Here is a 17,681-nt window from a genome sequence, read left to right as displayed (position 1 = left end):
AAAGTTCCTGATTCTCCCTGCATCAGGTTAGTTTAAAAAGAATTTTACCCCATGAAATCCATTGAGCACTTTGAACAGTTCATTCGTAGGCGCAACCCGGTAACCGCGCGACACCATTTCCACTTCCAAATGCGTTTCAGGATCTACAACGGTCATATTTACCGCGCACGCACCGGGGTGATTACCAAAGGTTTCGTTAAGCAAATGAATAAACTGCGCGTCAATCTGATCCAAAGTCAGGTTTATACGGATCTTGCGGCACATCTTCTCACGGATTTCGGTCAGCAGCTGGATCTGAGAAATTTTAAACTCAAACTGATCTTCCTGTTTCCAGCGGTTCTGCACCTTGCCTTTAATGTACAGGAACTGGCCAACCTGTAAGTAATTTTTGAAACGAATGTAATCCTCACCACCCAAAAGCATTTCCATCGAGCCGCGGTAATCCTCGATTTTGAAGATCATAAACAAGCTGCCATTCCGCGACATGCGTTCCTGCGCACTCGTTACGATTCCGCCCACATTGATTTCCTTTCCAAAGTATTTCGGTGCCCGTTCGTTTTCACCGATCTCCATCACCTTGTCTACCGTGCAGTTACAGAAGTTGTCAAGCTCTACCCTGAATGTATCCAGTGGATGCCCGGAAATATAAAAACCAACCACATCCTGCTCGTAACGCAGCTTCGCCAGATCATCCCAAGGCATAACCTCGGCTGCCTTCGGCTTAGACATCAATATTTCATTTCCACCAAATGCACCAAAAAGCGACGACTGTGCCGAGGCCTTCTCTGCATGATAATTATTGGCGTAACGGATCAATTTTTCAATAAACGTTCCTGTTTCCCCCGGCTCGGTTGCAAAATACTGCGCACGATGATATTCCGGAAAACAGTCGAATCCTCCTGCATAAGCCAGACTTTCTATCGTCTTCTTATTAACAGTTCGCAGATTGACGCGAATGATAAAATCAAATATGTCTTTAAACGGCCCGTTCTGATTCCTCTCCTCGATGATTGATTCCACTGCCGCGTCGCCGCTTCCCTTCACACCTGCCAGTCCAAAACGGATCTCACTTTTCTTGTTTGCATTGAACTGCCTGTCAGACTCATTAATATCCGGCCCTAAAACCTTCAATCCCTGCGCTTTACATTCCTCCATGAAGAATGTGATCTTTTCAATGTTGCCCAGCGAGCTCGTCAATACAGCAGACATGTATTCTGCGGTATAATGCGCTTTCAGATAGGCTGTCTGGTAAGCAACGAAGGCGTAGCATGTCGAGTGGGATTTGTTAAATGCATAAGATGCAAAAGCCTCCCAGTCCGTCCAGATCTTTTCGAGCTTTTTGGTATCCAGGCCTTTCTCCGCGCCACCTTTCATGAAGTCGCCCTTCATTTTGTTCAGCGTTTCTATCTGCTTCTTACCCATTGCTTTACGCAATGTATCAGCTTGTCCTTTGGTGAATCCGCCCAGCTTTTGAGACAGAAGCATAACCTGCTCCTGGTAAACCGTAATCCCGTATGTATCAGCCAGATACTCTTCCAGTTCCGGCAAATCATATGTTACTTCCTCCAATCCATTTTTACGGCGGATGAAGTTCGGAATGTAGGCGATCGGACCCGGGCGGTATAATGCGTTCATGGCAATCAAATGCTCGAAACGATCGGGGATCAGGTCGCGCATGTATTTTTTCATCCCATCGGATTCGAACTGAAAAATCGCGTTGGTTTCGCCTCTCTGGAACAATTCAAACACTTTCGGATCGTCCAGCGGAATGTCGTCGATCACTATATCAACATTATGGTTCTGCTTGATCAGCCGCAATGCTTCCTTAATGATCGTCAGGTTTCGCAGACCCAAAAAGTCCATCTTAATAACCCCCGCATCTTCAATAATCTTCCCCTGATATTGCGTAATCAGGAAGTCGGAATCTTTGGATGTGCTTACGGGAATGATTTCAGTTAAATCACTTGGAGCGATAATGATCCCTGCTGCGTGAATTCCCGTGTTTCGCACAGTTCCTTCCAGCCTTCTTGCTTCTTGCAAAACGCTTGCCTGCAAGTCGTTGCCTAGTGCAATAGCGCGCATTTTCTTCACATTATCCAACTCTTCAGGCGCAATTCCTTCTTTCTTCGTCAAACTCCCCTCTCCTTCCAGCGGCGCTGTGAAGATCCGGTTAAGCGTCATATTATAGGTAGGCTTGTCCGGAACGAGTTTCGCGAGCATATTAGCATCTGCAAGTGGCAGGTCCATCACGCGCGCCACGTCCTTGATCGCCGATTTGGCGGCCATTGTGCCGTATGTTACGATTTGCGCAACCTGGTTATAGCCATATTTTTTAACCACATAATCGATCACTTTCTGACGGCCTTCATCATCGAAATCCGTATCAATATCAGGAAGTGAAATACGGTCCGGATTCAGGAAACGCTCGAAAAGCAGGTCGTACTTGATCGGGTCAATGTTGGTGATCCCGGTGCAATAGGCCACCACGGAGCCGGCCGCCGAACCACGTCCGGGACCAATGAAAACGCCCATTTTGCGGCCTGCGTCAATAAAGTCAGCCACGATCAGGAAGTAACCCGGAAAACCCATATTCCGGATCGTTTGCAGCTCAAAGTTCAGGCGGTCTTCTATCTCAGGCGTTATCGTTCCATATTTGAACTTCGCCCCTTCGAATGTCAGGTGTTTGAGATATTCCCACTGGTTTAACACATCGGCCGTAAGTTCCTTCTTACCAAACATTTCCGACAAAGTATGTGTCTTAAATTCTTCGGGAATCGGAAAATTAGGCAGCAGAATATCTTTCCGCAGATCCAAGGCTTTTATTTTATCTACAATTTCATTCGTATTGTCCAGCGACTCGGGCAAGTCGTTGAACAGCTTCATCATTTCGCTGGTGTTTTTGAAATAAAACTGATCATTGAAAAACGCGAAACGCGAGCCTTTCGGAATGCCTTTATCATCGTCAAAATCCTTTGCCGAAGGTGTGCTTTGCTTATCGCCCGTATTGATACACAGCAAGATATCATGCGCATTCCAGTCTTCCTGATCCACATAATGCGAGTCATTGGAGGCGATGATCTTAACATTATATTTCCTGGCAAATTTAACAAGAACCTGATTCACAATTAATTGATCGAAGATCTCATGGCGTTGCAATTCCACATAGAAATCGTCACCGAACAGATCCAGCCACCATTTAAATTCCCTCTCCGCTTCCTCTTCACTCTTTTTTAAAATGGTCTTCGGAATAATAGCTCCAATGCAGCAAGTCGTGGCAATAAGTCCCTTATGATACTTGACAATCAGCTCTTTATCAATCCGCGGATACTTGCCGTACATTCCCTCTATAAAGCCGAGCGAACACATTTTAACCAGGTTTTTATATCCCTGTTCGTCTTTCGCCAGCAGCAATTGGTGATGCCGGACGTCCTTTTTATCTTTTGTAAACTGTCGGATATGCCGGTCTTCCACCACATAAAATTCGCATCCCACAATCGGCTTAATGCCCTGCTTATTGCCTTCCGCCACAAATTCGAACACGCCAAACATGTTTCCATGGTCCGTGATGGCAACGGCAGGCATATTGTCTTCCTTGGCCTTTTTGAAAAGCTTTTTTATATCCGCCGCACCGTCGAGAAGAGAAAATTGGGTGTGGCAGTGCAAGTGTGAAAATTGCATACGCTAAAATGTAAATTGGAATTGTGGACTAATCAGAAAGGCAGGCACTTAAATTCAGGACTCCGCAGGCTGTTCATATATAACATAATTCATATAATCCGTAAAAGGTTTAAGGATTGAAATGCCTTCTACGACCATTTTTCCAAAGTCCCTGGAAGCCACTTCTTTATCTGTGAAAGTGTGAGAGAAAAAAAGTTGCTTCTGTTTCAGGAGCTCAATCTCCGGATGATCTTTGGCGTAACCTTTTGGCGTCGTTTTCAAAGCCTCGCCTTCGATGTTCGGGTAATAGGCATGAAATTCTTTGTCATGGATAATCTGCTTCAACTCATCCGCATTGTAATCGATCTCCTGACGAAATCTGGCCAGTTGCTCGGGTGTGGTTTCCCACATGCCGCCGCCCAGAAACGTCTTGTTACCTGGCTGTATTTGAAGATAATAGTCGATTTTCCCGGAGCCCTTTCCACCCGGGCCGATGCCCGCGCTCAGGTTATTTTTGTATGGTGCTTTATTTTTTGAAAACCGGATATCGCGGTTGATCCTGAAAATACATTCTTTGACTTGCAAATTGCCCAGATCCTGAAACTTGCCTACTTCCTGAATCAGGTAAGCGACCAGTTGCTCCAAATCCGCCTTTGCTGCATCGTAATCCTTTCTATTTTGCTGGAACCAATCCCTGTTATTATTTTCGGCTAGTTGACTTAAAAAGTGAAGTGTTTTGGATTCCATCGTATCTTGGTGAAGCTATAAAATTCAAATTTACTACGTTTTGTGATTCAATTTAACGAATTTTGACAAATTAGAAATTGGAAAATCTCTTAAAAACTGATAATCAGGAGAAAGCTATGAACCGTCCATTTTTGTCCAAAGAAGAGAAGAAGAAGCCTGCTGTTTCCAGGCTAAATAAAGACCTGCCGGACTTGAAAGCAAAGGCAGATAAAAAGGAAGCAGACAAGCAGTGGCTATTTGAATCGCTTACCAGGGCTTTAAAAGAAGTAAAGCTCATGGAAGAAGGCAAATTGCCCAAACCTGACATAAACGATCTATTCAAAGATTAAAGCTCGTTACCAATGATTGAAATCACTTACACACATGAATTTTTAAGAGAGTATAAAAGACTTGCAAAAAAATATGCATCACTAGAAACAGACGTAAAGTCTCTTATTGAAACTCTATCCGCGAACCCCACAACTGGCACACCGCTCGGATCACAGATTTTCAAAATTCGTTGGCAAGTAAAAAGTAAACGCAAAGGCAAAAGCGGCGGAATGCGGATTATAACATATTTCAAAATCCTAAACAACGAGTTGTTTCTTCTTGACATTTATGACAAATCTGAGCGAGAAACAGTTTCTCTTAAAGACATTCGTTTTTTTGTCGAATCAATAAAATAATAAGTAACAATATATAAATGGCCAGAATCCTAACAGGCATTCAAAGTAGTGGAAGGCCCCATCTGGGGAATATTTTGGGAGCTATCGTTCCCGCTATTGAACTTTCAAGAAGCCCTGACAATGAATCCTTCTTTTTTATCGCTGACCTTCATTCGCTTGTTTCTATTAAAGATGGAAAATTAAGGCATGAATATGCCCGTGCTATTGCGGCAACCTGGATAGCATTCGGTTTCGATTTTAAGAAAAACGTCTTTTGGAGACAGTCCAGGATTCAGGAACATACTGAACTGGCGTGGTATCTCAATTGCTTCACGCCGTTCCCAATGCTGGCGAATGCGACGTCTTTCAAAGAAAAATCAGAGAAGCTGGCAGATGTGAATGCTGGCTTGTTCACTTACCCGGTTTTGCAGGCTGCGGATATTTTGCTTTATAATGCGAACATTATTCCGGTAGGAAAAGACCAGAAGCAGCATCTGGAAATGACAAAGGACATTGCCACACGCTTCAATCAGATCGCCGGAGAGGAAATGCTGGTATTGCCCGAACCGCAAATAGATGAGCGCATCATGACGATCCCGGGTGTCGACGGCCAGAAAATGAGTAAGTCTTACCACAACTACATTGATATATTCGTTCCGGAAAACGAGTTGAAAAAATCGATTAAAAAGATTGTTTCTGACTCCACGCCCTTGGAAGAACCAAAGGATCCCGAAACAGACATTACATTTAAGCTGTACAGCCTCATCGCCCCTGAAAGCGACGTTGCCACCATGCGTCAGAACTATCTGAATGGCGGTTACGGCTACGGGCACGCCAAACAAGCATTATTGGAATGTATGCTGGAAAAATTCGCTGAGCCACGCCGCATTTTCAACTATTATATGGAAAACGAGCAGGAGCTGGAAGCCATCCTTGTAGCGGGCGAGACGAAAGCGCGCGCTATTGCGCAGGAAACGATTGCGAAAGTCCGTAAAGTTCTCGGTTTCAGCTCATGACAGAAAGCGTTGACATGCTGATCAATTCCGACCAGGATCTTTTTCTCTGGTTAAACGGTCAGCATGTGCCCTGGCTCGACACCTTAATGTATTGGATCACATACAAATACACGTGGATTCCCATGTACACTGTCCTAATTGCAGTCCATTTAAGAAAGGATTGGAAAAAAGGACTGGCAGAGCTCGCCGTAGTGCTGATTGCAGTGATCATTGCTGATAAGATCACATCCGGATTTATGAAGCCTTATTTCGTTCGGTACAGGCCTTGTCACGAACCCGAATTGCAGGGTTTGGTGCATCAGGTCACGGGTTGCGGCGGACTTTATGGTTTTGCATCATCGCATGCTTCCACAAGTTTTGCTGTGGCAATGACCTGGTTTGCTTTTTTACGGACAAAATTGCCGTACATGTGGTTCCTGTTCATCTGGGCCGCTATTTATTCGTATAGCAGGGTCTATGTAGGCGTACATTATCCCGCAGATATTGTGATCGGATGCATGATCGGCCTGACGGTCGGGTGGCTTTGTTTGAAACTTTACCATACTTTTTTGACCAGATATTACCGTATCTGATCGATTTTATTTAATTTTGCGCAAATTTCAGTTTGGCCAATGGGTTCATTTAATACAGTAAAAATATTTTCGGGAAGTCAATCCGAATATTTGGCCAAAGACATTGCCAGGTATTATGGCAAAGAGCTGGGAGGTTATACATTAAGGAAATTCAGTGACGGAGAGCTTTCGCCCAGCTTCGAAGAATCGGTTAGAGGGTGCGACGTTTTCCTGATCCAATCCACTTTTCCTCCGGCTGACAATCTGATGGAATTGCTTTTAATGGTGGATGCCGCACGTCGCGCTTCTGCTCATTATGTGACTGTGGTAATTCCTTACTTTGGTTACGCTAGGCAGGACCGGAAAGATAAGCCACGTGTGGCGATTGCTGCGAAAGTGGTTGCTAACCTGCTTACTTCTGTGGGCGTGGATCGTCTGATGACAGTTGATTTGCACGCAGGACAGATCCAGGGCTTTTTTGACCTCCCTGTTGACCATTTGGAAGGAACGTCTATTTTCGTTCCCTACATTAAATCCCTGAACCTCAAAAACCTGCTGATTGCATCGCCGGATATGGGTGGAGCAGCCAGGGCGCGTAATTTTGCGAAGTTTTTGAATGTTGATATGATCCTTTGCGATAAGCACCGGAAACGGGCAAATGAAATCGCGAGTATGCAGGTGATCGGGGATGTGGAAGGCATGGATGTTGTACTGGTGGATGATTTGATTGACACCGGTGGCACACTTTGCAAAGCTGCTGAATTGATTATCGAAAAAGGGGCCAATTCTGTGCGGGCCATTAGTACCCACGCGATTATGTCGGGTAAAGCGCACGAAAATATTGCCAATTCTGTTTTGGAAGAGCTGATTATCACTGATACGATTCCTTTGAAGCAACAGAATGATAAAATACGCGTGTTGTCGGTTGCAGAATTATTCGCAAAAGCCATAGGCCGTATCCGTGATCATGAATCTATTAGTTCTTTGTTTATAAATTATCAGTAAATTTTTTTATTTTTTATCTTCTTAATTAAATATTCTTATGAAAACGCATGAGATTGTAGGGTTTAAAAGAGCGAATCTCGGCAAGACGGAAGCGACCGAACTACGTTCACAAGGTTATGTTCCGTCTGTGCTGTATGGTGGAGCTGAGCAGGTTCATTTTTATGCACCGGCTATGTTGTTCCGCGAGTTGCTTTTCACACCGGATATTTTTAATGTTACGCTCAATATCGAGGGTACTCTATATAATGCCATCTTGCAGGAAAGACAATTTCACCCTGTTAACGACTCATTGATCCACGCGGATTTCTTGCAGATCGTTGACGGCAAAGAAATTAAAGTTGACGTTCCCGTTAAATTGACTGGTACATCATCTGGTGTTATGAAAGGTGGTAAAATGAACCAAAAATTGCGTAAATTGCGTGTACAAGGTTTGGCTGAGAACATTCCAGACTACGTAGATGTTGATGTAACTGAGCTGGATTTAGGAAAATCTGTTAAGGTTGGTGCAGTTAAGGCTGAAAATTTCGTTATATTAACAGCCGCAAGCAACCCGATTGCTTCAGTTGAGATCCCACGTGCACTGAGAGGTACACTTGGTAAGTAAGTATTTTATTTTTCATGGCTAATAGATGCAAACGTGCCGACCTTTGGTCGGCATATTTGTTTATAGCCGGTTCCGTTTTGACTGTGACAGTTGCTGTTTGGTTTGTTGACAGTCGCTGTTTTGGTCAGATCCAGCTCCGTATCTGTTCAATCAACACTTCATTGATACGTACGTAGCTCTCATGTGTCCAGCCTGCAATGTGCGGGGTGAGCACTACATTATCTGAGGCACGCAGGTAATCGAATGTCTCCTGTTGCGCGTCCGTCAGTTTGCTGATCTTTTCATTTTCCAACACATCCAGGCAAGCACCCAGGATCTTACCGGACTTTAATCCATTGACAACTGCGTCAAGGCTCACAGTTTCACCCCGGGAAAGATTTAGCAAGTAAAATGGTTTGGAAATATTGTTTACAAAATCATCATTGACGATATAACGCGTAATCTCCGTCAATGGAATGTGCAGGCTTATAACGTCCGCTTGCTGCATAATCTCTTCCAGACCGGATTCAGTGGCGTAGGCGTCGCTGTAATTGTCACGGTATTTGTCATACGCAAGCACGCGACAGCCAAATCCGCTCAGTCGCTTGGCAGTGGCAGAACCATTGTTTCCGTAGCCAATAATGCCCACGGTTTTTTTCATAAGCTCCACGCCTCTATTCCCTTCCCGGTCCCATATTCCGCTGCGAACCTGGCGGTCGGCCCGTAATATGTTGTTAAAAAGGGCAAGCAGCATTCCAACTGCATGTTCAGCCACGGCATCGCGGTTCCCAGTTCCGGCGTGGAAAACTTCTATGCTGCGCTTTGCAGCGGCTTCCAGATCGATCAGGTCGAGCCCTGCTCCTGCCCTGGCTATAAAGCGCAGCTCGGTTGCCGCAGCAAGCATCTCTTCGTCAACATTCGTCTTGCTGCGGATCATGAGCCCCTCATAACCCGCAATGTTGTCTAAAATATCTTCCCGGCGGAATTCCGGGTGATAGGAATAATCCCAGCCTTCATCCCGTAACATTTCAAAAAGCGAGGGATGCATAGAGTCTGCGATCAGGATTTTCATAGGAGCACGGGATTTTTTGTAACTTGCCGGTCAGACATTGCGCAAAAGTAATACAGAATTACTCAGAAGAACAGTTACAACAGCATTAAACCTACATGAGCGATCAAATCAGCGATAAACCTGTTATAGGAATTACATTAGGCGATTACAACGGAATCGGGCCGGAAGTTATACTCAAAGCATTAGAAGGGAATCAGTTAGCAAAATTGTGCACACCCATCATTTACGGATCGTTGCGCGTGCTTAACCAGTATCGAAATCTGTTTGAAATGAAAGAATGGACGTTACACGGCATTCAAAAAGCAGATCAGGCCAATCCGAAACTTACTAACGTCATCACTTGCTGGCACGACCATCAAACCGAAATCCAACCAGGAAAGATAACCCCGGAGGCAGGACAAGGATCTTTTGCATCATTGAAAAGAGCCGTCGAAGACCTGAAAGAAGGAAAAATCCAGGCGCTGGTAACAGGGCCGATCAATAAGGACAACATTCAGAGTGAAGATTTCAAATTTCCTGGTCATACGGAGTTTCTGGCGCAGTCTTTCGGCAAAGAAGATGCGTTAATGTTTATGGTCTCCGGCGAACTTCGGGTTGGTGTTCTGTCTGGGCACATTCCGCTTGACAAGGTCAGCACCAATGTTACAACCGAGAAGCTGACGGCTAAAATTGAGCAGATGCTGCAATCATTGAAAGGCGATTTTGGAATAAAAAAACCCAAACTGGCCTTACTGGGGCTTAACCCGCACGCAGGGGAAAATGGTTTGCTGGGAAACGAAGAAATAGATGTCATTACGCCCGTAATCAAGAATTTTAAAGAAAAAGGCAACCTTGTTTTCGGTCCTTTCCCGGCAGATGGCTTCTTTGCTGCCGCTACTTACAAGCAGTACGACGCCGTCTTGGCCATGTATCACGACCAGGGTTTGATTCCTTTTAAAACCCTGGCATTCAATGAAGGTGTGAACTTCACAGCCGGACTTGCGGCGGTAAGAACTTCTCCGGATCATGGAACGGCCTACAACATTGCAGGCAAAAATATAGCAGAACCCGGCTCATTGCTTCAAGCCATTTACCTGGCATGCGACGTTTCCAGGTTCCGGGTGGTGAACGAGGATATTAACAAGCACGCATTAATTTCAAAACCACAACAATCTGAAAGCCAGCATCCTGCCAAGTCCGGGGGAAAGCAGCGGTTTAATAACTAACACTCGGCGGCCGGCTTACGGGGCGGTGCTTTACATCCATTTTACCTAGATCAAAAACCAATGTTAAAATCAATGACCGGATACGGTGTATCCAACATCGAATCCGATTCCATAAATGTTACGGTTGAAATAAAAACGCTAAATTCTAAGTTTCTGGACATTTACTGCCGCATTCCAAGGCAGTTTTCTGAACGCGAAATCGAGATCCGCAACTTACTCACTCAGTCGCTTGAACGCGGTAAAGTTGAGTTTACATTGACAGTTCAGCCGGTTGGAAAAACAGTTGCTTCAACTTCTGTTAACAGAGCGCTGGTAAATGCCTACTATACAGACCTTTCTGATACTGCGTCAGCCATTGGGTTCAGTCCGGATTTTACGGAATTGTTCCGCATTGCGTTGCAAATGCCTAATGCTTATAATAACGAAACGGTGGATGATTCCAGCAAAGAAAATGACTGGACGCAGATTAAAGTGGCTGTGATGGAAGCGATCCGCAAATGCTCGGTTTTCAGGGAGCAGGAAGGGAAAATGACCTCTGACAAGTTCACAGAGTATATTAACACCATTCAAACTTTGCTGAACAGCGTTTCCGAGCAAGACAAATTAAGAATTCCGGCTGTTCGCGAGCGGCTTGAAAAGCAGATCAGGGAGCTTCTTGCAGATGATAACTTTGATACTAACCGATTTGAACAAGAACTGATTTATTATGTAGAGAAATTTGACATTTCAGAAGAGAAAATCAGGCTTGCCAACCACCTTACTTATTTCACAGAAACATTGCAATCGCCTGAAAGCAACGGTAAAAAGCTAAACTTCATAGCACAGGAAATTGGCCGTGAGATCAATACAATCGGCTCGAAAGCGAATGATGCGACGATCCAGCATTTGGTTGTTCAAATGAAGGATGAGCTTGAAAAGATCAAGGAACAAACCATGAACATTATCTAACCGGTGCCGGATAGCATACTGCCATTATCTTTTTACGCTGCTTATGACACGCGCTCGCTGGCGGAGAAATTACTGGGCTGCGAGCTCGTTCATGAGAGTCCGGATGGCGTTACCAGCGGGATTATCGTAGAAACCGAAGCTTATCTTTCCGATGATCCTGCCTGTCACGCATACAACAGGCGCACGGCGCGTACGGAACCGATGTATGGGGTTGCGGGCACGAGCTACGTATATCTGATCTACGGTATGTACGAATGTTTTAATGTGGTCAGCAACCACGAAGGCATCGGCGAGGCAGTGCTGATCCGCGCATTGCAGCCAGTAAAAGGCATTGAGCTGATGGAATTGCGCCGGTCGCTGATCCCCGGAAAGACGGCCCCGAAAATCCGCACGAAGCAGTTGAAAGTAAATGAGTTGTGCAAAGGTCCGGGAAATCTGGCAAGGGCCATGGGTATAGAAAGATCGTTGCACAACAACATATTATTGACTGGCGCGCGGCTGTACATTCAGGATCGGGAAGTGCAGGATCTTGAAATCGGATCGTCTGTACGCATTGGAATCAATGTCGGTAAGGAGTTGCTTTACCGGTTTTATATAAAAGACAACCCTTTTGTAAGTAAATTGTAATTTTTTGCGGGAAATATACCACATCCCTCACTTTTAAGGCACGATAGTCCTGCGCTTTTATAATTACTTTTTATCTTTGGATCTCTAATCTACACTCGACGACCTATATGAAAACCTACACTTGCTGCTTCTGGTGGCCCATTTTACCCGTAGCGGCAGTTTAGTCTATGGGTAATTTGTACAGACTTTTAACGATCTTGTCTTTGGCAACGCTGGTAAGCGGGAGTCGTTGTACTTCTGTTTCTGACCATAATGATAGTGTTGGTGCAAAGAAAGACGTCGTTGAAGCTGTCCCCGTCGAGGGTTTTGCAGAAGACACCGTCCTGATCTTAAAATATCACCAGTTCGCGAAAGAGTATTTGTTTCAGGATGCTGAAAAGGCCATGTTTTATTCCAAACATGTGTTGAGACTTTCACAGAAACACCGGTGGAGCAAAGGTAAAATACTCGCTTACAATTTATTAAGCACTTACTATCTGATGGATGGCAGTTATGACGTGCTCCGGGAGCTCTCTAACGAAACCATGTCGCTGTCCAAAGACCTGCCCTTTTACACAGCTTACTCAAAGTATTTCCTTGCCGAAAGCTATTCCGAATACCGGCAGTGGGATTCCGCCCAGATAAATTACCGGCAGGCCATCGCCATTTTTGAAGAGCTTGGCGAGGATAGCTCGGCTGCGACTTGCATCAATGCCCTGGGAAATTCTTACCGGGAAAAAAGCTTGTTTGCAGAGGCGATCCCCTATTATGAGCAGGCTTATGCGCGTTTTGACAAGATGAACTCGGATTGGGGCCGGGCTACGGTGCTCCAAAACCGGGGTTACCTGCACGTCATCCGGAAAGAACGCGAACAAGCGGAGGATTTGCTGAAACGCTCGCTTGTGCTGTTTCAGAAAATAAACAACCGTTACGGAGAGCTTAATGTACTGAATGATCTGGCCAACATTTATTGCCTGAGCAATCAGAATGAGCTGGCGATCACGACTGCCGCACGCGCGCTGGATTATTCAACAATATTCCACTCTTCGCAGCAAACCAACTGGGCGTTACTATCGCTCGCGCGGGCTTATAAGAACAAGAAAATGTTCCGGGAAGCGCTGGATTACATGGAAAAGGTGATCTTCAACCGGCGTATGCTTCACACGGAATATGTTCAGAGACAATACACCATGTTTCAGCTGAGCTATGACAATCAGATCATGGACTCGCAAATTCAGAATAAGATCATTGCCGAGCAGCGCACTGTGCAGCGGTTTCTGATTGGTTTTTCATGTCTGATCATTGCATTTGCTGCATTTCTCTGGTTTAATAACAAGAAACTGCGCAGGAAGAATGCGGAGATCAGCGAAGCGATGGCGCGTGGGCAAGCGATTGAGCGTAAACGTGTTGCAGCCGAACTCCATGACAACCTGGGCGGAACGCTTGCCTCATTGAACTGGTATTTGTTTGGTATTGATAAAAAAGTGCTTTCACCGGAAGAGCAAAAAATCTACGAAAGCGTACATCAGATGGTAGGCGCAGCTTACCGGGAAGTACGCAGCCTGTCACACAACCTGATGCCGCCCGAACTGGAAGAGCACGGGCTCGTGATGGCAATGCACCGGCTGATCGACAAGATGAACGAGAACAAGAATATCGAATTCAGTTTTAACGTTTCCGGCATGTCGCATCGTTTGAATAACAAGACGGAATTTGAGCTTTACAGCATTGTTCTGGAACTCACCAACAACATTATCAAGCATTCCGGCGCGAACAAGGCAAGCATTAACCTCACCGAAAACAAAAACATTCACCTGACGATCATTGACAATGGCAACGGCATGGTGGAGCCTTCGCGGCAAGGTGTAGGGCTTAAAAATGTGAAGAACCGAGTAGAAAGTCTGCGCGGGAAAGTGCAGATCATCAGTCAGCAGCCCAAGGGACTGAAAGTTGACATTGAGATCCCGAAGACCCTGATTTAACGAACAAGAGCATCCCTATCTATGAATATTTTGCCAAGAGTAGAAGAATTTATTAACGCATTTGAACAGAGTATTTCAAACAATTCCTTTATAAAGCTCTCCCTCGGGAATTACAAGGGATCTGAGGAGAACCTGAAAAACATTTATGTGAGAAGGGTTCTGATTAAAAAAGAAGAGAAGTTCAGTTTTACTTACCGATATAAAACAAGGGACATTGTCAAAAATTACAGTCTGGACGAAACCAGAACACTTTTTGAAGAGCTTATTGCAAAGGACTTCCACGTTGGCACACTCTTCACCGAAGCAGAAGAATTGCAATTCGAGATTTTGAAAAACAACAAAATTACCCTTAAAAAGAAAGTTACCGATACAAAGGAAGTGCCTCTTCCTGAACACGATCACAGCAAAAGCAGGCTGATCAGCAGCGAGAATAAAAGCTATTTGCATGAGCTGAACATTACCGACAAAGACGGGAATGTTTTCAAAAAGGCGCAGGACAAATTTCGGCAGATCAATCATTACATTGAAATTTTAAGCGCGCTGATTAAAGAAATACCTACCGATAAGCAGCTTAATGTGGCCGATATGGGCTCAGGAAAGGGTTATCTCACATTCGCCCTTTACGATTACCTGAAAAACGTCCTGCATGTCGACGCGCATGTTACGGGTGTGGAATTCCGGCAGGACCTTGTGGCATTATGCAACGAGATCGCGCAGCATTCAAACTTTGAAAATCTGCATTTTGAGGAAGGGACAATTGAAAATTTTGACAGCAAGAACGTTAATCTTCTCATTGCGCTTCATGCATGTGACACAGCCACGGACGATGCCATCTTCAAAGGCATTTCCGCCGGCGCAGACCTGATCGTTGTGGCGCCTTGTTGTCACAAACAGATCCGCCGGGAAATGGAAAAAAGCAAAACCGGGAACGATGTTCAGTTTCTTACCCGATACGGGATATTCCTCGAACGGCAGGCTGAGATGGTTACGGACGGGATCCGGGCAATGATCCTGGAATACTTCGGATATAAAACCAAAGTTTTTGAATTCATTTCTGACGCCCACACACCGAAAAATGTCATGATTGTTGGCACAAAAGACAAGCGCAACATCGCTGATCAGCCGGGAATACTTAAAAAGATTCAGGAGGCCAAGCAGTATTTTGGCATTGGTTACCATCATCTCGAAAAAATTGCCGGTTTGCAAAGTCTCTAAATGTCAATTGGATCGTCTTTTGTAAACATCTTCAAAGCCGGATATATCTCGTGAAAAGTCTCACTTTCGCTTCCCTGTCCGTATATTTGCACCTTTTTGTGGAACTGACTAATTTATTATGTGGAATAAAATAGCAACTTACATTATCCGCTACCGGCTTTTGTGGGTTGCACTGGTATTTGTTTCAACGGTTTTCATGGCATATCAGGCCAGCAAGATCGAACTCTCTTACAATTTTGCACGAATATTGCCTTCCAACGATCCGGTTGAAAAAGAATATCAGGATTTCAGGAAACTCTTCGGAGAAGACGGCAGCGTGATGGTGATCGGCTGGCAGGATCCGCAGCTTTTTGAGATCAATAAATTTCGCGACTGGTGCAAGCTAACTCAGCGCATTAAGGACACCGAGGGCATCAAAAATGTGCTAGCACTTGCAAATGTCTATAAGATCAACCGTAACGATAGCCTCCGAAAGTTTGACGTCGCGCCGGTTATCAAGCAAATTCCGTCCACGCAGGCCGAGGCGGACAGCATTCAGAAAGAAATCGCCAACCTGCCCATTTACGAGGGACTGGTCCTCAATAGTAAAACCAATGCAACGCTCATCGTCGTAACATTCAACGACAAAGAACTGAATTCAAAGCGCAGGCTTACTATTGTCAGCGACATTGAAGCAATGGCCGAAGAATTCGGGACGAAATATCAGGCGGATCTGCATTATTCCGGGATGCCTTATATCCGCACGGTAAACATGAAAAAGATCTCCGGCGAAATGGAGTTATTCATGGGACTGGCAGTTTTTGTGACATTACTGATCCTTTGGGCGTTTTTCAGGTCGCTCAGACTAACATTGTTATCCATTGTTGTGGTGCTGATCGGGGTTGTGTTTTCTGTCGGGATTTTGCACCTTTTTAATTACAAAATCACTGCCCTTACCGGCCTTCTTCCTCCGCTTTTGATCGTAATTGGTGTTCCTAACTGCGTCTTTTTAATCAATAAATACCAGGCAGAGCTCCGATCGCATAATAATAAGGACGAAGCTTTGCTTGAAATGATCCGGCAGATCGGCTTGTCGACGTTCCTTGCCAACATGACCACCGCGATTGGATTTGGCGTATTTTACTTTACAAACAGCATTTTGCTTGTCGAATTCGGCGTTGTGGCGGCGATCAGTGTAATGGCTACTTATGTGCTTTGCCTGCTGCTTTTGCCGATCACATTGCATTATATGAGCGTTCCAAAAGCGCGCCATCTGAAACATCTCGATGGAAAATGGGCCTCCGGTTTCCTTCGAAAAATCGATTACCTGGTGCATAATCGCCGTAAGGAAATTTACATGGCGATGGTTTTGCTGATCATCATTTCGGCTTTTGGAATGACGAAAATAAAGACCATCGGTTACGTTGTTGACGATCTTCCCAAGAAAGATGTCGTTTATACGGATTTGAGATTCTTTGAGAAAAACTTCAATGGTGTGCTGCCGTTTGAAGTGATGATTGATACCAAACAGCCAAACGGGATTTTCGCTGACCAGGCCGAAGTGCTCTATAAAATAAAGGCTTTCCAGAATGAGATGGCCAAGTTCCCTGAGTTTTCCAAACCTCTTTCGGTGGTGGAAGCTTCAAGGTTTTTATACCAATCTTACCGGGGCGGCGATGCTAAATATTATGCATTACCAGGCGTTTTAGAACTGAATAAGCTTACTGGTTACGTGCAGGACCAGCAGGGCGCTGCGAAGCAGTTGAATGCATTTTTGAGCAAGGACAAAAGCGTTACACGTGTCAGTTTTCAAATGGCCGACGTTGGTTCTGAGCGCATTAAGGAGCTGATGCAAAAAATCCGCCCCAAAGTGGATTCCATATTTAGTCCTGAAAAATACAAAGTGAGCCTTACAGGTCATAGCCTTGTTTTCCTTAAAAGCAATGATTATCTGCTTAGTAATCTGTATGAAAGCTTGCTGATCGCGATCGTTCTGATCGCCATTGTCGGCATGGTGCTTTTCAGGTCCATCCCGATCATTTTGCTTTCCAAGCTGCCTTGTTTAATCCCATTGGCCCTTACAGCCGGGATTATGGGTTATTTTGGCATTTATTTCAAGCCAACCACTATTTTAATTTTCAGTATTACATTCGGCATTGCGTCGGACGGCACTGTCTATTTCCTGACGCGATATCGCGAGGAGTTGCATAAGAACGGCCTTACGCCGTCACAGGCTGTAACGCAATCCCTTTTCGGAACCGGGCTTAGCATGATTTACACGGCGGTGATCTTATTCTGCGGATTTTCTATTTTCGCGGCATCAAGCTTCGGAGGAACGGCGGCGATGGGTGTGATGGTTTCCATAACCCTGCTGGTCGCCATGTGTACAAATCTTATTCTCCTCCCCGCATTACTGCTTTCCATCGCCAAACGGCAAGGAAAGAATGTAAGACCTACCTAATGTCCGGGTT

The 17,681-nt window shown here is 45.0% G+C and carries 15 protein-coding genes; 12 read left to right on the top strand and 3 right to left on the bottom strand.

Annotated elements, in window-relative coordinates; all coding sequences use genetic code 11:
• Positions 1-27: 27 nt before the first annotated feature.
• Together dnaE and L0660_RS18820 are read right to left on the bottom strand one after the other, a co-directional pair.
• On the bottom strand, positions 28-3,678 hold the full coding sequence (dnaE, locus tag L0660_RS18825; RefSeq protein ID WP_235160795.1) for a DNA polymerase III subunit alpha: 3,651 nt from the start codon (positions 3,676-3,678) through the stop codon (positions 28-30).
• 54 nt (positions 3,679-3,732) lie between these two features.
• Positions 3,733-4,404, bottom strand: a complete 672-nt coding sequence (locus L0660_RS18820) for a DUF2461 domain-containing protein (protein ID WP_235160794.1) — start codon at positions 4,402-4,404, stop codon at positions 3,733-3,735.
• A 116-nt stretch (positions 4,405-4,520) separates the two neighbouring features.
• Here L0660_RS18820 and L0660_RS18815 point away from each other — a divergent pair, with 116 nt between their 5' ends.
• From L0660_RS18815 to L0660_RS18790, 6 genes are read left to right on the top strand one after another with little or no spacing between them, the layout of a single operon-like run.
• Positions 4,521-4,733, top strand: a complete 213-nt coding sequence (locus L0660_RS18815; protein ID WP_235160792.1) for a hypothetical protein — start codon at positions 4,521-4,523, stop codon at positions 4,731-4,733.
• A gap of 12 nt (positions 4,734-4,745) precedes the next feature.
• Positions 4,746-5,069, top strand: coding sequence for a type II toxin-antitoxin system RelE/ParE family toxin (locus L0660_RS18810; protein WP_235160785.1), 324 nt, complete (start codon positions 4,746-4,748; stop codon positions 5,067-5,069).
• Between the two features lie 17 nt (positions 5,070-5,086).
• Positions 5,087-6,064 carry a tryptophan--tRNA ligase gene (gene trpS, locus L0660_RS18805; RefSeq protein ID WP_235160780.1) on the top strand — a complete coding sequence of 326 codons (978 nt, stop codon included), beginning with the start codon at positions 5,087-5,089 and terminating at the stop codon, positions 6,062-6,064.
• On the top strand, positions 6,061-6,636 hold the full coding sequence (locus L0660_RS18800) for a phosphatase PAP2 family protein (RefSeq protein WP_235160779.1): 576 nt from the start codon (positions 6,061-6,063) through the stop codon (positions 6,634-6,636). Before trpS ends, L0660_RS18800 begins: the two co-directional genes overlap by 4 nt.
• Before the next feature lie 39 nt (positions 6,637-6,675).
• On the top strand, positions 6,676-7,620 hold the full coding sequence (locus tag L0660_RS18795; RefSeq protein ID WP_026632910.1) for a ribose-phosphate pyrophosphokinase: 945 nt from the start codon (positions 6,676-6,678) through the stop codon (positions 7,618-7,620).
• A gap of 37 nt (positions 7,621-7,657) precedes the next feature.
• The gene (locus L0660_RS18790; RefSeq protein ID WP_233798093.1) at positions 7,658-8,224 is read left to right on the top strand and encodes a 50S ribosomal protein L25/general stress protein Ctc; all 567 of its coding nucleotides are present in this window, start codon (positions 7,658-7,660) and stop codon (positions 8,222-8,224) included.
• A gap of 124 nt (positions 8,225-8,348) precedes the next feature.
• Here L0660_RS18790 and L0660_RS18785 read toward each other — a convergent pair whose 3' ends face one another.
• On the bottom strand, positions 8,349-9,275 hold the full coding sequence (locus tag L0660_RS18785) for a 2-hydroxyacid dehydrogenase (protein ID WP_235160778.1): 927 nt from the start codon (positions 9,273-9,275) through the stop codon (positions 8,349-8,351).
• Positions 9,276-9,370: 95 nt separating this feature from the next.
• Here L0660_RS18785 and pdxA point away from each other — a divergent pair, with 95 nt between their 5' ends.
• The 6 genes from pdxA (at position 9,371) to L0660_RS18755 (ending at position 17,671) form a co-directional block, all read left to right on the top strand.
• Positions 9,371-10,480: a 4-hydroxythreonine-4-phosphate dehydrogenase PdxA gene (gene pdxA, locus L0660_RS18780; protein WP_235160776.1), complete on the top strand. Its 1,110-nt coding sequence runs from the start codon at positions 9,371-9,373 to the stop codon at positions 10,478-10,480.
• 60 nt (positions 10,481-10,540) lie between these two features.
• Positions 10,541-11,428, top strand: a complete 888-nt coding sequence (locus tag L0660_RS18775) for a YicC/YloC family endoribonuclease (RefSeq protein ID WP_233798090.1) — start codon at positions 10,541-10,543, stop codon at positions 11,426-11,428.
• A 3-nt stretch (positions 11,429-11,431) separates the two neighbouring features.
• Positions 11,432-12,055: a DNA-3-methyladenine glycosylase gene (locus L0660_RS18770; protein WP_235160771.1), complete on the top strand. Its 624-nt coding sequence runs from the start codon at positions 11,432-11,434 to the stop codon at positions 12,053-12,055.
• Positions 12,056-12,222: 167 nt separating this feature from the next.
• Positions 12,223-14,016 (top strand): tetratricopeptide repeat-containing sensor histidine kinase, encoded by a 1,794-nt coding sequence (locus tag L0660_RS18765; RefSeq protein ID WP_235160770.1) that lies wholly within the window; start codon positions 12,223-12,225, stop codon positions 14,014-14,016.
• A 21-nt stretch (positions 14,017-14,037) separates the two neighbouring features.
• Positions 14,038-15,231: an SAM-dependent methyltransferase gene (locus tag L0660_RS18760; RefSeq protein ID WP_235160768.1), complete on the top strand. Its 1,194-nt coding sequence runs from the start codon at positions 14,038-14,040 to the stop codon at positions 15,229-15,231.
• 118 nt (positions 15,232-15,349) lie between these two features.
• Positions 15,350-17,671, top strand: coding sequence for an RND family transporter (locus L0660_RS18755; protein WP_235160767.1), 2,322 nt, complete (start codon positions 15,350-15,352; stop codon positions 17,669-17,671).
• The last annotated feature ends 10 nt before the right edge of the window (positions 17,672-17,681 follow it).

Origin of the sequence: Dyadobacter sp. CY351, from assembly GCF_021502625.1 — a bacterium.
GTDB classification, from domain to species: Bacteria; Bacteroidota; Bacteroidia; order Cytophagales; family Spirosomataceae; genus Dyadobacter; species Dyadobacter chenhuakuii.
The sequence above is the reverse complement of the archived record's forward strand: the minus strand, read 5'-3'. Positions and strand labels throughout refer to the sequence as shown.

Bases quoted from the DNA above. Each gene is read 5' to 3' on its own strand.
- L0660_RS18775 (WP_233798090.1), top strand. From the start codon at position 10,541: ATGTTAAAATCAATGACCGGATACGGTGTATCCAACATCGAATCCGAT.
- L0660_RS18815 (WP_235160792.1), top strand. From the start codon at position 4,521: ATGAACCGTCCATTTTTGTCCAAAGAAGAGAAGAAGAAGCCTGCTGTT.
- L0660_RS18795 (WP_026632910.1), top strand. From the start codon at position 6,676: ATGGGTTCATTTAATACAGTAAAAATATTTTCGGGAAGTCAATCCGAA.
- dnaE (WP_235160795.1), bottom strand. From the start codon at position 3,678: ATGCAATTTTCACACTTGCACTGCCACACCCAATTTTCTCTTCTCGAC.
- trpS (WP_235160780.1), top strand. From the start codon at position 5,087: ATGGCCAGAATCCTAACAGGCATTCAAAGTAGTGGAAGGCCCCATCTG.
- L0660_RS18755 (WP_235160767.1), top strand. From the start codon at position 15,350: ATGTGGAATAAAATAGCAACTTACATTATCCGCTACCGGCTTTTGTGG.
- L0660_RS18810 (WP_235160785.1), top strand. From the start codon at position 4,746: ATGATTGAAATCACTTACACACATGAATTTTTAAGAGAGTATAAAAGA.
- pdxA (WP_235160776.1), top strand. From the start codon at position 9,371: ATGAGCGATCAAATCAGCGATAAACCTGTTATAGGAATTACATTAGGC.
- L0660_RS18790 (WP_233798093.1), top strand. From the start codon at position 7,658: ATGAAAACGCATGAGATTGTAGGGTTTAAAAGAGCGAATCTCGGCAAG.
- L0660_RS18765 (WP_235160770.1), top strand. From the start codon at position 12,223: ATGGGTAATTTGTACAGACTTTTAACGATCTTGTCTTTGGCAACGCTG.
- L0660_RS18760 (WP_235160768.1), top strand. From the start codon at position 14,038: ATGAATATTTTGCCAAGAGTAGAAGAATTTATTAACGCATTTGAACAG.
- L0660_RS18800 (WP_235160779.1), top strand. From the start codon at position 6,061: ATGACAGAAAGCGTTGACATGCTGATCAATTCCGACCAGGATCTTTTT.
- L0660_RS18820 (WP_235160794.1), bottom strand. From the start codon at position 4,404: ATGGAATCCAAAACACTTCACTTTTTAAGTCAACTAGCCGAAAATAAT.
- L0660_RS18785 (WP_235160778.1), bottom strand. From the start codon at position 9,275: ATGAAAATCCTGATCGCAGACTCTATGCATCCCTCGCTTTTTGAAATG.